General features: G+C 56.7%; 10 protein-coding genes. 5 read left to right on the forward strand and 5 right to left on the reverse strand.

Annotated elements, in window-relative coordinates; all coding sequences use genetic code 11:
- Positions 1 to 227: 227 nt before the first annotated feature.
- Together EF096_RS00005 and EF096_RS00010 are read right to left on the reverse strand one after the other, a co-directional pair.
- Positions 228 to 1,013 carry a class II glutamine amidotransferase gene (locus tag EF096_RS00005; protein WP_123887521.1) on the reverse strand — a complete coding sequence of 262 codons (786 nt, stop codon included), beginning with the start codon at positions 1,011 to 1,013 and terminating at the stop codon, positions 228 to 230.
- A gap of 86 nt (positions 1,014 to 1,099) precedes the next feature.
- A complete protein-coding gene (locus EF096_RS00010) occupies positions 1,100 to 2,206 on the reverse strand; it encodes a DUF2855 family protein (RefSeq protein ID WP_123887523.1) in 1,107 nt (368 codons plus the stop codon).
- Positions 2,207 to 2,691: 485 nt separating this feature from the next.
- Here EF096_RS00010 and EF096_RS00015 point away from each other — a divergent pair, with 485 nt between their 5' ends.
- The 3 genes from EF096_RS00015 (at position 2,692) to EF096_RS00025 (ending at position 6,755) form a co-directional block, all read left to right on the forward strand.
- Positions 2,692 to 4,332: a wax ester/triacylglycerol synthase family O-acyltransferase gene (locus tag EF096_RS00015; RefSeq protein WP_123887525.1), complete on the forward strand. Its 1,641-nt coding sequence runs from the start codon at positions 2,692 to 2,694 to the stop codon at positions 4,330 to 4,332.
- A 48-nt stretch (positions 4,333 to 4,380) separates the two neighbouring features.
- A complete protein-coding gene (locus tag EF096_RS00020) occupies positions 4,381 to 5,841 on the forward strand; it encodes a DUF3336 domain-containing protein (protein ID WP_123887527.1) in 1,461 nt (486 codons plus the stop codon).
- Positions 5,842 to 5,924: 83 nt separating this feature from the next.
- Positions 5,925 to 6,755 (forward strand): uroporphyrinogen-III synthase, encoded by an 831-nt coding sequence (locus EF096_RS00025; protein ID WP_123887529.1) that lies wholly within the window; start codon positions 5,925 to 5,927, stop codon positions 6,753 to 6,755.
- Between the two features lie 48 nt (positions 6,756 to 6,803).
- On the opposite strand, the gene EF096_RS00030 is transcribed toward EF096_RS00025, so the two are convergent.
- Positions 6,804 to 8,309 (reverse strand): amidase, encoded by a 1,506-nt coding sequence (locus EF096_RS00030; RefSeq protein ID WP_123887531.1) that lies wholly within the window; start codon positions 8,307 to 8,309, stop codon positions 6,804 to 6,806.
- A gap of 161 nt (positions 8,310 to 8,470) precedes the next feature.
- On the opposite strand from EF096_RS00030, the gene EF096_RS00035 reads away from it, so the two are divergent.
- Positions 8,471 to 10,909 carry a Lon protease family protein gene (locus EF096_RS00035; protein WP_123887533.1) on the forward strand — a complete coding sequence of 813 codons (2,439 nt, stop codon included), beginning with the start codon at positions 8,471 to 8,473 and terminating at the stop codon, positions 10,907 to 10,909.
- A gap of 472 nt (positions 10,910 to 11,381) precedes the next feature.
- A complete protein-coding gene (locus EF096_RS00040; protein WP_123887536.1) occupies positions 11,382 to 11,897 on the forward strand; it encodes a TIGR00645 family protein in 516 nt (171 codons plus the stop codon).
- On the opposite strand, the gene EF096_RS00045 is transcribed toward EF096_RS00040, so the two are convergent.
- A complete protein-coding gene (locus EF096_RS00045) occupies positions 11,898 to 13,016 on the reverse strand; it encodes a methyltransferase (protein WP_123887538.1) in 1,119 nt (372 codons plus the stop codon).
- 76 nt (positions 13,017 to 13,092) lie between these two features.
- On the reverse strand, positions 13,093 to 13,500 hold the full coding sequence (mscL, locus tag EF096_RS00050) for a large-conductance mechanosensitive channel protein MscL (protein WP_123887540.1): 408 nt from the start codon (positions 13,498 to 13,500) through the stop codon (positions 13,093 to 13,095).
- Between the last annotated feature and the right edge of the window lie 54 nt (positions 13,501 to 13,554).

Consider the following 13,554-nt stretch of genomic DNA (forward strand, 5'->3'; position numbering starts at 1 on the left):
CACTAGGCTGGCTGCCTCCTGCTTGAACTCGGGAGAAAAAGTGCGCCGTTTCTTGGTCATGTGACACCTCGCTTATGGTGGCAATTTTACCACCTACGTTGGTGTCCGGGTTTAGTAGACCACTACAATGCCGTGAGGCCCGAAGTTACGTAGAAAGCAGCTACCTAACTGAGCTGTTTACGCGAAAAGTAAGTTGGCGAACACCACTGGTTGGTATTAGATCGATCTTAGACCCTGTGTTGTAAACTCCCCCGAATAATCATCTCCCCCTCCCGCCACAATCGCCATTCCCCTCGCTCATATTCATGCCACCGTTCATTATTCGTCAGCGGCTCAGTCGCAATGACAGTCACCACGTCTGCCGGAGTAGTGTGCTCGGTAAAATCGATACTCACCTCTACATCACTTAGATGTGCAGCGCCGAAGGGCGCGCGGCGGGTGATCCAGTGGAGTTTGCTGGTGCATAGGGTGTAGAGCCAGTCGCCGTTGCTGAGCATGATGTTGCATACTCCGTTGTCAAGCAGGGGCTGGCAGGCCTGGCTAAGAATTTCTATCAGCTCGGTAGTTGACGGTGGTTCGCTGAAGCGCGTGGTCAGAGTGTTGAGCAGGTGGCAGAAGAGGGCTTCGCTGTCGGTATCGCCCACGGCGCTGAACTGTCCGGTCTTGGGGGTAAAGTCGGTCAATTGGCCGTTGTGGACGAAGGCCCAGTATTGTCCCCAGAGTTCGCGGGTAAACGGATGGGTGTTGGCCAGGCTGACGCCGCCGACGTTGGCTTGGCGAATATGGCAGATGACGTTTTCCGACTTTATCGGATAGGACTCGACCAGTTTGGCGATGGCGGAGTCGTGGCATGGGTTCGGATCGTGAAAACAGCGCACACCTTTACCTTCGTAAAAGGCGACGCCCCAGCCGTCGCGGTGCGGTCCACTGCCGCCGCCGCGACGCATCAGCCCGGCAAAGCTGAAGCAGATATCAGTTGGTACGTTTGCGCTCATACCCAGCAGTTCACACATCGCTTGCCCCGGCTGTTACAGATTGAGTGCAGAATTAACTCAGTTTGCTGCTGCGCTGTAAAGCCGGGTTGAGCGCGTTGGCGTTATCACATGCGCATGATGACGCCCTGCTGCGGGCTGACCTTGCCATCCAGGGTGTTCAGGTAGCCTTGTTTGATCGCTTGCTCGCCTGCCAGCTCGCTGATGTCCATCCACTTGCTCACTGAGCCAACCAAGGGCTGCCATAAGCTCGCGAAGCGGGTCATCAATGCGGCCGCACCCAGTTCCTTGGCTCTGGCTTCCCAGTAGCCTGGCGCAAAAAATACCTGTGGCGCGGGTCCTGGCAAATCCTTTTCTGCGCCGCGCTGATCCCAGTGTGCTGCGCCGACCAATGAGCTAAAGCGCAGGTTATCGGCAAAGTGCTTATGCACCTGCGCCAAAACTGTGCCGTTGCCGGCAAAGTCGACCGACACACTGGGCTGGCTGGCATCCAGATCGCCGATCTGATCATAGCTCACTACTTTGTCGTAGTAGCCCAGGTTACGGACAAATTCCAGGTTGCTGTTTGACGTCAGCGCGGTAATGGTCAGGGGCTTGCCGCGTTTAGCCCGTTGATGCTGGAGCATGAAGGCCAGGCCGAGCGCGGTTTTGCTGGACGCGCTGGTGAGGATGATCTGGTCTGCAGCAAAAAAGTCATTTTCAGCCAGGTAATCATCGAGCAGAAAGGAGGTAATCAGCAGTGGTCGCAGCAGCATCTGCAGCGCTTCCGTCTCCTTGCGATACGCTGGATCGCGAGCAGTGAACTGATACTGGTTGTAGGCCAGCGCCAGATGAGTCCGGTGGATACTTTTGTCGGTAAAGGCGTTGTCGGTCAGGTCACCGGGCTGCACCTTCAGCTGTGGCGCCATCGGTAGATAGCCGTAAACCCGGGTGCCTTTAGTGATGCTCGGGTGCTTGCTGGCAATCACGTCAGCAAAGCCCCATACCGGAATCTGCCCCCAAGGCTCCGCTACCGGGAAGAAGTCCCAGTATTGGAAGCGTTTGCCCAGCGCCGCGTAGGTAATGTTGTTGGCCGTAAAGGCAACGCGATCGACCGCTAGCAGGACCTCACCCTCGTTTAGATCCGCTTCTTTCAATAACGGCTGATGCAGCTGTTGGCAATCATGCAGATCGTTCTGGTTTACGACAAAGCAATCGCCTGCAGAGTTAAGCATGCTGAGCTCTCCTTGAGAGTTGTCCGGGTTCTGAATGTGTTGTGTGGCAAGTGGGTAAGCCTAGCTTGCCGGGTAATAGCTGCGTGGTCTGCATCAAATCATCGGAGAAATGAGGTGGGATAAGGAGAGGCGAGATCACGCTGGATTAGCGATCTTCTGCTCTTTTTTGGTGCTTGCTGCCAGTTGCGCTAGATCATAAATAAAAAATGTATCTTTTTTTTATTATTTTAAAAGGCTCTGGAAAGAGGTTTTGAGGCGCTTTTTTTGAGGGCTACGGGGCGCGCTGTAAGCGCTGTGACCTATTGGTCACAAAATTGCATTATTATATTTAGCCTCAAATAGCATCGTTTCTGTTTATGGCTGTTTTTTGGTGCGTTTTACATTTCTGGCTTAACTGCTTGACTTGAATCAATGCCTGCCGTGCGAATTACGGCGACGCTTGACGATGAATCGAATACACCTTATCCGGTACGAGGATTGCGAAAATGAAACAGCTCACCCCTATGGACTCTCACTTCTTTTACTTTGAGGCGCCCAATCAACCCATGATGATTGGCAGTCTCTGGCTGTGTGATCAGAGCAGTGCGCCAGGTGGGCTGGTTCGACATAAGGAAATCCTGCAGTACATTTCTGACCGACTGAATACCACCTCGTTCTTCCGTCGCCGGCTGGAACAGGCACCTTTCCAGCTGGATGATCCTTACTGGCTGGATGATGAGAATTTCGATCTGGAGTATCACGTTCGCCACGTGGGCCTACCGCAACCGGGAGACTGGCGTCAGCTGTGTATCTTTACTGCGCGTACTATGTCCCGCAGCGTCGATATGGAGCGCGCACCCTGGGAGATCTACATCATTGAGGGCGTCAACAATGTAGAAGGTATTCCGCCCAACAGTTTCGCCGTGCTGATTCGCTTTCATCATGCCTATGTTGACGGCAAGGCCAGCCTGGAGCTGACGACCGCCATGATGGAAGAAACAGCCGAGCATGAGTACGGTCGCCGCGACCGCGTTGAGGTAGCGGAGCGCCTGCCAACCAAACTGGAAATGTGGGCGCGCACCACCCCGCGGATGATGGGGCAGACATTGCGTAGCATGAAAGCCGGGTTAACCGTTGGGCGCAAGGGGATAGAGTTGGCGCGGCGCTTGCGTAATGAGGATAAGCCGGAACAGACGCGAGTCCCTAAGAGCATCTTCAATACCCAGATATCCCCCCACCGTTCTTATGGTGCTTTCACCTGGCGTATTTCAGAGCTCAAGCGTATGCGTCAATTGTGCCCGGGCAGTACCTTGAATGATGTGGTGATCGCGATTATTGGTGGGGGTATGCGCCGCTACCTGAATCACCACAACGCGTTGCCAGAAACAGGCTCCCTGGTCTCCATGTGTCCGGTGTCGGTGCGGCCAAGTGAGGCCAGTGCTGATTGCGGCAATCTTATCTCGGCCATGTATATCGGTATTGGTACCGACATAGCCAACGCCGCCGATCGCCTGCACGCAGTGCAACGCAGGACGGCCAAAGGTGTGCCTCTCGCCAAGGAAGTGCTCTGTGATCTGAGCAATGCCTTTGGCGACATGATTCCTCCCTATATGCGCGCTTTCAGCGCATGGACGCAAAATCGGTTGCGCTCGGCCAGTCGTTTTACTCTCGTCAATACGGTGATTACCAACGTGCCGGGTATCCCCGGCTTGCAGCCGCGCTACTTTGCTGGCGCCAAGATCGTCAACGTATTCCCGTTGGTGCCGGTGTGCGACGGCATGGGGATCAGTCACGGTATGACGGGTATTTACGACGAGCTTAATCTGGGCGTAGTGGCAGATCGAAAAATTGTCGGTGATATGGATACCTACATCGCCTGCATGGAGGCTTCCACCCAAGAGTATCAGGCGCTGTTGCAACAGCTGGAGGCGCAGGGGGCAGACTCAGGCAAGCTGGCGTCGATAGCCCAGGAGCCGGCGCAGAAAGCGGACGAGGAAAACGCCAACTTTAAGGCCGATGCGGCTGCGTCTGAGAGCAAAACGGCCTCTACTGCGCGCAAGCGTAAAGGCGAAAAAATGGCGGCGGCACAGGCTAAGACAGAGCATTCCGACGTGGAGCCGGCACGCTCGGCGACGCATTCACGCTAAGTTTTCGATACAGGCAACCGGCGCCGCGGTGGCGCCAGAGGTACGGATATGGGCTTGAAATTGTTTCAGCGCGCGCGCAGTAAATCCTTGCTTGAAGCCATGGAGAAGGCTGAGACCTATGACCAATGGGCCGAACTGGCGGGTGAGTATGATCATGAGCACGGTCTGGATGAATGGAAGCAGGACGATGCCTGTGAAAGTTACGACTATCGCTCGCTACGCCAGCGCCTTGATGTGCTCAGGGATCTGCGTTTTCGCGGCGACTTTCCGCAATTATTGTTTGCCTTGAATGAAGGCGTGCATGGCAATCTGGGCGGCATGGGTAAGCCGTCGCTGTATAACAAGGCGCGCTTGGGTACCAAGACCCTGATTACACGCTATATCGATGAGTTGTGCGGTGCGCTGAATGACCTCAATGAAGTCTCTGATGAGGTTATCTCACTGCAGGACAAGCAGGACTTCTTCTTGCGCGCGAGTCACTGCAACGGTCGCTCTGCCTTGATGTTGAGCGGTGGCGCGGTACTCGGTTTTTTTCATACCGGGGTGCTCAAAGCGTTGTTTGAGCAAGGGCTGCTACCGGAGATTATATCGGGCTCCAGTGCGGGTTCCATTCTCGCTGCGACCGCCTGCACGCACCACGATGATGAGCTGCGCGAGCGCCTGAGTACAGATAACCTGCACCACGACGTGGAAGAAACAACAGCCATTCGCCCAACGCTGTCACTGTTGGGTAACCGACGTCCGGCGATGGATGCCGACAATTTGCGCGACTACCTGGCCAAGATTCTGCCGGATCTGACTTTTCAGGAAGCCTTTGAGCTCACCGGGCGCAAACTCAATATTACGGTAACCGGGCTCTCGACCCAGCAGGCTCCGCGCCTGCTGAATGCGATTACCTCGCCTAACGTATTGATTCGCTCTGCGGTGAAGGCGTCTTGCGCTATTTACGGCATTTATCCGCCGGTTACTCTGATGTGTCGCAATGCGGCGGGGGAAGCGGTGCCTTACCTGCCGGGTATGAAATGGATCGATGGTTCATTCGCCGATGATTTACCCGCCAAGCGCTTGGCGCGCCTGTACGGAGTGAATCACTTTATTTCCAGTATGACCAACCCCGCTGCGCTGGCGATCACGCCCGATCCGGATGTGCCCCGTACGCGGTTGCGCTCTTTGGTGAACTTCCAGGCTAACTTCATCAAAATGGGGGCGGCCGAAGCCATGCGTTTCAGTCGCGACAATATTCGCATCAAGTCACCGGTAATCAGTTTGATGCAGCACTTGACCTATGGTGTGCTGGCGCAGGATTACACCGCCGACATCAATATCTTCTTGCGTAATCGCTGGGACCATCCGCTGAGATTGTTGGCCCCGCCCACCCGTGAGGCCATGCACCGCTTGATTCACGAGGGCGAGCGCTCTACCTGGGAAAAGGTCGAGATGGTGCGCAACTGTACGGCGGTTAGTCGTACCCTCGACAACATTCTGCATAGTCGCGGCTGGGAAAAGTAACGCGTTGCAGCTGACCGGGCTTTCCAAGTGCCGGGCAGCTGCGCACAATGGCTGATTCGTTTTGACCGAGACAGGCATTAGCCATGAGTACAGAAGACTTACCCTTGCGCGGCCGGCGCATCGCCTTGCCGGAAAGCCGGGAGCTGGATCTGTTTGCCGATATGCTGACCAAGCGCGGCTCTGATGTCCTGCGCTGCCCGCTGGTTTCTATCCATGATGCACCGGACTCCGCTCCCGTGCTGGCCTGGATGCAGGAGCTGATAGCGCAGCCCTTTGATCAACTGATTTTCCTCACCGGTGAGGGCTTGCGGCGTATGGTTGCGCTGGCTGAGCGCCAAGGCGGCAGCCTACGCGATGACTTTGTTACGGCGCTGGCGCCCATACCGAAACTGACCCGTGGTCCCAAGCCCGGCGCAGCCCTGCGCAAGATCGGCTTGAAGGCTGACCGCGTGGCCGTCTCGCCGACCACCGAGGGCGTGATTGAGACGCTAAAGGCAGAAAACCTGGTAGGTCAGCGTATTGGTGTGCAGCTTTACGGCACCGACCCAAACCTGAAGCTCGTTGTGTTCTTGCAGCAGGCGGGTGCGCTGGTCAGCACGGTATCGCCTTACATTTATGCCGATGATGTGGAAGACGCCCGGGTTGATCAGCTGATTGATGCACTGCTTGCCGCTGAGGTGGATGCGGTCGCCTTCACCAGTGCTACCCAGGTAAGGCGTTTGTTTCAGATTGCCCGCCGCCGCGAGCAGGGCGATGCCCAACTATTGGCGGCACTGCGCAGGTTGAAGGTGGCAGCTGTTGGCCCGGTGGTACGCGATGAGCTGTTGGCGTATGGCGTGCAGGTCGATCTGATGCCGGAAAGTAGCTTCTTCATGAAGCCGCTGGTTCGCGAGCTGGTCAAAGTATTGAGTTAACGGGCCGCGGCTAAGCGGCCCGTTGTTGCACGCCAAATAGCGGCTGGGTTATTGCGCCAATGCCATGGCGGGCCAGCGGTCTTTCCATGGCTGCGCCTGCTCAAGCTGGCTTGCCAGTTGCAGCAATAGGCCCTCGCCACCATGCGCAGCACAGAACTGCACTCCCAGCGGCAGGCCGTCATTTGTCCAGTGCAGTGGCACACTCATTGCCGGTGTGCCGGTCAGATTCGATAACTGAGTAAAGGGGAAGTAACTCAGGTTTTTGCTTGCCATGTCGTCAACCATGTTGTCGAGCACGCCCCAGCGGGCCAGCAGTGGCAGTAACCCCGTGTTAAGTAAAAAGCTCAACGCCTTGGCTTGACCGGCTGGTAGCTCGGCCTGTTCGTGACGGATGGGGGGGTGAGCAATGGTTGGCGTTAAAAACAGGTCGTAGCGTTGGTGAAAGTCGCCCAGGGCCTGACCAAAGCGGTTCCAGTCACGATGGCGGCTGACATACTCGGCGCTGTTCTGCGCGCGGCCTAGCGCCGCCAGAGTGCGTGTCAGCAGCTCGAAGTCATGATCGCTTGCGCCCAGCTCCCGGGCCTGGTTCAACGTCGCGGCTACCTGACCGAAGTACATGCTCAGATAGCTGCGGGCTAAAGACTGGCCGTCGTAATCAGGTGCCGCCTCTTCTACCTCATGTCCAAGTGATTGCAGCAGGTTGACGGCATTCTGTACCGCCCTCACGGCCTCCGGGTGTACCGGCGTATCGACCGGTGAGCGGGTGCTGAAGCCAATGCGCAGTTTGCCCGGCTGGCGTGCGCTCAGCTCGCGGAAAGACTGCGTCGGGGGCGCGACCGCAAAGGGGTCGCCGGGATTGGCGCCGGCCATCACATCCAGCGATAGCGCGGCGTCGCGCACTGTACGGCACAACACCAGATCGCTGGACGCGCCTTCCCATACCTCTGCCACAGCAGGACCGGGCGATACACGACCACGGCCGGGTCGCAGGCCAAACAGCCCACAACAGGCGGCGGGAATACGGATGGACCCGCCACCATCATTGGCGCCTGCCAGTGGCACCATACCGGCAGCAACCGCGGCCGCCGAGCCACCGCTGGACCCGCCCGGTGTGTGCGCCAGGTTCCAGGGGTTGCGCGTAATACCGAAAGCTTCGGGGTCGGTTACCCCCTTGAGCGCCAGCTCCGGGGTATTGGTTTTGCCCATGATGACGGCGCCAGCGTCCAGCAGGCGGCGTACCAGATGCGCATGCTGAGTTGCCGGCACGCGGTTAAATACCTTGCTACCGCTGCTGGTCGGCAGGCCAGCGTAGTCTTGTACGGCATCCTTGATCAGGATCGGGACGCCAGCTAGCGGTCCCGCCAGGGGCTGGGTAACACGTTGGCGTGCAATCTCGAACATCGGCTGACAGACTGCATTGAGCTGAGGGTTAAGCTGATGGTAGCGATCTATGGCTTGATCGAGCAGCTCGCTAGCAGAGGCTTCCCCCCGTTGCACTATCAGGGCTAGCTCGGTAGCGTCGCTATCAAGGTATTGCTGTAGGCTGAGCGTCATGCAGAACGTCCTGTTTTTGTTGTTTGAGTAAATACTCTATTTAAGCCCTGCGAGCAGGCCCTGCGTCAAGTCGCTCGCGCTGCTACTTGTCACCGCTGGCTGGCAGGGCAACAATGCCGTATTGCTCTTTCTATAGTCCCCCTGTTTGCCAAGGATGCTGGATGACCACTGATTCTTCTGAGCTGCAACAGACATTGCGCCTGAAACCCGAACAACTCACTGTGCCCATTGATCTTGCCAATATGGGATTCACCACGACGGATGATCTTGAGCCGTTTCGCGGCATTCTTGGTCAGGAGCGTGCGGTGGAGGCCCTGCAGTTTGGGGTTGCCATGCATCGCCCCGGGTATAACGTCTTTGTCATGGGCGAGCCGGGTACCGGTCGGTTCTCCTACGTACAGCGCTATCTGCGTGCCGAAGCCAAACGCCAAATCACGCCGCAGGACTGTGTTTACGTCAACAACTTCGACGAGCCGCGTGAGCCTTGGGTGATCAGTCTGGCCCCCGGCTCGGCTGGTGAGCTGATCGCAACGATCGAGCAGCTCATTGATAACTTGCTGGCAACCTTTCCGGCAGTATTCGAGCACCCGGCTTATCAGCAGAAGAAAAGCGCTATCGATCGCGCCTTCAATCAACGCTACGACCGCGCCATTGATTCGGTAGAGCGGCGCGCGCTGGAAAAGAGCATCGCTATTTATCGCGACGCGCAGAATATTGCCTTCACCCCGATGAAAGAGGGCAAGGCACTGGACGAGGCTGACTTCTCGCAGCTGCCGGAGGCCGAGCGCGACCGTTTTCATGCTGATATCTCGGCCTTGGAAGAGGTGCTCAATGAGGAGCTATCCAGCCTGCCGCAATGGAAGCGTGAGTCGAGCAATCAGCTGCGCGAACTCAACGATCAGACTATTACCGATGCGCTGCATCCTCTGCTTGAGCCGCTACTGGAGACCTACTGTGGTAACCAGGCGGTCTGTGAGTATTTGCAGGCGCTGCGTCAGAACCTGTTGAAAACCGTCATCGACCAACTCGTAGAGGAGCGGGTGCTTGAGGCCAAGCCGGATGCTTACAAAAAGCAGATGCTGACCGAACAGTATTGCCCCAGCCTCATTGTTGGGCATGACGGCAGCGGTGGTGCACCGGTTGTGCATGAACCTCACCCATCCTATGACAACCTGTTTGGGCGAGTTGAGTACAGCCCGGAACAAGGTGGCCTGGTAACCAGTTACCGGCATATTCGCTCGGGAGCACTGCATCGGGCCAATGGCGGTTATCTGGTGCTGGAAGCAGAAAAGCTGTTGAGTGAGCCCTTTGTCTGGGATGCCTTGAAGCGTGCTCTGCATTCGCGCGTGCTGAAAATGGAGTCGCCCTGGGCTGATATGAGCAGGCTGGCCACGGTGACGCTGACCCCTCAGGTGATTCCGCTTAATTTGAAGGTCCTGATCATTGGCTCGCGGCAGATTTATTACGCATTGCAGGATATGGATCCGGACTTTCAGGAGATGTTTCGGGTACTGGTCGACTTTGACGAAGATCTGCCGCGTACCACAGACAGCATCGAGGGCATGGCACAGCTACTCAAGACCCGCACCTCTGAGGAAGGAATGGCGCCCCTCACTGCCGCAGCGGTAGCCCGAGTGCTGACGTACAGCGCACGCCTGGCCGAGCACCAGACTCGCCTGTCGGCACGCATCAGCGATATCTTTCAACTGGTTGCCGAAGCCGATTTTTTGCGCCAGTTGGCGGGTGATCCACTGAGTGATACAGCGCATATCGAGCGTGCGCTGCATGCCAAGGAGACCCGCACCGGTCGTGTTAGCGCGCGTATTCGTGAAGATATGGTCTCAGGTGTGATTCTGATTGATACCCAAGGCGCGGCGGTGGGCAAATGCAACGGACTTACTGTGCTTGAAGTGGGGGATTCAGTGTTTGGCGTGCCAGCGCGTATCAGCGCCACGGTTTATCCCGGCGGCAGCGGCATTGTCGATATCGAACGTGAGGTGAATCTGGGACAGCCTATTCACTCCAAGGGTGTGATGATTTTAACCGGTTATCTTGGCAGCCGTTACGCACAGAATCATCCGCTGGAAATTTCAGCGAGTATTGCGCTGGAGCAGTCCTACGGATATGTGGATGGTGACAGCGCCTCTCTGGGTGAGGTCTGTACGCTGATCTCTGCCATGTCGCGTACGCCCTTACAGCAGTGCTACGCCATTACCGGTTCGATTAACCAGTTTGGTGAAGTACAGGCGGTGGGCGGCGTAAACGAAAAGATTGAAGGTTTCTTCCGCTTGTGCGAAGCGCGTGGCCTGACCGGTAAGCAGGGCGCGATTATCCCCCGTTCGAACGTACCTAACCTGATGCTGGATGAGGCCGTGCTGGAAGCAGTGCGCTCTGGTCAGTTTGCCATTTACGCCGTCGCCCATGTGGATGAGGCGCTCTCTCTGCTGGCGGGTGAGCCTGCTGGTGAAATGAATGCGGATGGCTGCTTTGCGGAAGGGAGCATTAACGCGCGGGTCGTTGCTCGTTTGGCCGAGATCGCCGAGCGCGATCGAGAGGAAGAGGTTGAAGAGGAAGAGGCGCCCGTCGCTACTAAGGGCTGACCCCTTATGTAGCGGCGTTTAAGCCGTTCTTTGCATAGCTTGCCCACAGAGTTATCCACAGAGCTTTGATGTGCATTGTTCGACATTGTCGAGTCGTATATAAAAAATGGGGCTTGACCTTGTTCTGCAAGTATGAATTCTGCCTGCTGGTCAGCTTTCTACAAGCTCCGTGGCACTAGGTCTCTAGCGATGCATTGGTTGGCGCGAGTGCAGTTCTGCAATTGGGTGTTTTTTGAGCGGCTTGGTCCAGCGCTCGTGTTTGCAGGGCAGGACAGAGTTATCTGTCTTTTGCACACAGAGTTATCCACAGATACTGTGCACAACTGCGTTGCGCCGCTACAGGTTCGGCGTTCGCGCACCGAATGGTTAGCGGAAAATACGCGTTGCTGTGCGGATTGCGAGGAAATGAACACAGATCCTAGTATCATGGCGCCCTTTATTAGGTCCTTTCTGATTCGAGGTGATAGCAGTGATGGAGCGTTTACTGGAAAACACGATGTATTCAGCGCGCTGGATTCTGGCTCCGATCTACTTTGGTCTGTCCTTTGCGCTGCTGGCGCTGGCGGTAAAGTTTTTCCAGGAGCTGCTGCATCTAGCGCCGCACCTGCTGGAGATCGCCGAGGCTGATCTGATTCTGGTGGTGTTATCGCTGGTTGATATGGCTTTGGTTGGCGGGCTGTTGGTTATGGTGATGATTTCCGGCTATGAGAATTTTGTCTCTCAATTGGATATTGAAGAGGGACGGGAAAAGCTCAACTGGTTGGGCAAGATGGATTCCGGGTCGCTGAAGATGAAAGTGGCTGCGTCCATTGTCGCCATTTCCTCTATTCATCTGCTCAAAGTGTTCATGAACGCGCAGAATATCCCCAACGACAAACTCATGTGGTACGTGATTATCCACATGACCTTTGTCGTGTCGGCCTTTGCTATGGGGATTTTGGATAAGCTGGCAAAAACCGGCAAAGGCGAAGCCGCCCTGCCGGACTGATCAGGTGGCCAGTAGCACCACGAACTTGTCAGACGCCGCCAGCTGAGTCACCTGGCTGAAGTACTGCTTCAGTTTGACGTGATATCCCAGGTGGCGATTGCCCACCACCAACAATCGGCCGCCGGGCTTCAACGCGCTGCGGCTTTGCTGGAAAAGCCTGAGGGCAATATCATCGCCAATAACCTGTTGCTGATGAAAGGGCGGGTTGCATAGCACAACGTCCAGAGAGTCGGGCGTTATCCCGATTAGTCCGTCATTGACCCTGAACTCTGCTGTTCGGCCGGGGAGCGCATTGGTGAAGTTCTGCTTGGCGCTGGCAACGGCCGCGTAGGATTCGTCACAGAACAGCAGCTGTGCCTGCGCGTTGTGCAGCGCTGCCATTATCCCAAGCGCACCATTACCGCAGCCCAGATCCGCGATGTTAGTAGCGGTAGCCGTCTGCTCGGCAATGAGCGGCAGCATAACGCGGGTGCCTATATCCAGCCGCTCACGTGAGAAGACGCCGGGCTGGTTGCACAGGCTGATGTCGGTGCCATCGAGAGCGTAGTGGCTGACCAGCGGCTGAGTTGGTGGTATCAGCTGTGGATCGAAACTGGCGCTCAGCAAGCGGGCTTTCTTCCAGCCCAATGAGGCCTGGTAGGGCCCGATATATCTAGCCAGCAGATCACCGGCCCTTGGCGGCAGGTGCTTGATCATGGCGCCGGCCATCACCACCGCGCCGGGCAGTAAACGAGGGCGCAAGCGGCGTAACTGGTCTTCCAGCAGGGTAAGGCTTTTGGGTACGCGCAAGAGTACCTGCTGATATTGCCCCGGCGGAGATTGGTCGCCGGGTACCATTTCAATCTGCCCGCTAGCTAACTGGTTTATGCGCAGGTTTTCGGTCAGGGCCAGTTCACTCAGGTGGGAGTCTCCCCAGCTGCAAGGCTGATGAGCCGCTAGCGCGCAGGCGAGGGCGCCAAACTGATCGTTGATGATCAGCAGCGGTCCTGGTTCCGGCTGTGCTTGTAATTGGCGCAGCAAGTAATGATCGGCTGCGTCAAATGCCTGCAGTGTGGGGTTCTGCGTCGGTGGATAACGCGTTAGCGACAAAGCGCCGTAGGGGGAGTCGAAAGCGTGCATGCGCGGCCCGGTTGTGATCTGGATGGGCAGTATAGCGCAGCTGCATCGGGGGGCGGTGCGAGCGCCCCCGCAGCGGTCAGGTGTTTTGCTGTTTAAGCAGGTCGCGTATTTCGCCAAGCAGGATTTCTTCTCTGGACTGCGCTTGAGGCGCGGGGGGCGTAGCTTCCTCCTTGCGTTTGAGACTATTCATTACCCGCACTGCGACGAAGATGGCTGCGGCGATGATCAGAAAATCAACGACGCTCTGAATGAACAATCCGTAGCCTAACGTCACCGCTGGCAGCTCACCTTGGGCTTCTTTTAGAACGATTGCCAGGTCGGCGAAGTCGACGCCGCCAATCATCAGCCCCAGCGGTGGCATGACCACATTGGTTACGAATGAGGAGACTACTTTGCCAAACGCGGCGCCAATGATGATGCCAACTGCCATATCAACTACGTTGCCGCGCAGGGCGAAGGTCTTGAATTCTTTCAACATGCTCATAGGCACATCCTCGCGAGCGCCGGATTGGCGCGTGAGCCTAGATAATGCGTAGGC

The organism is Pseudomonas neustonica (assembly GCF_003797945.1).
Taxonomy (GTDB): Bacteria; Pseudomonadota; Gammaproteobacteria; order Pseudomonadales; family Pseudomonadaceae; genus Halopseudomonas; species Halopseudomonas neustonica.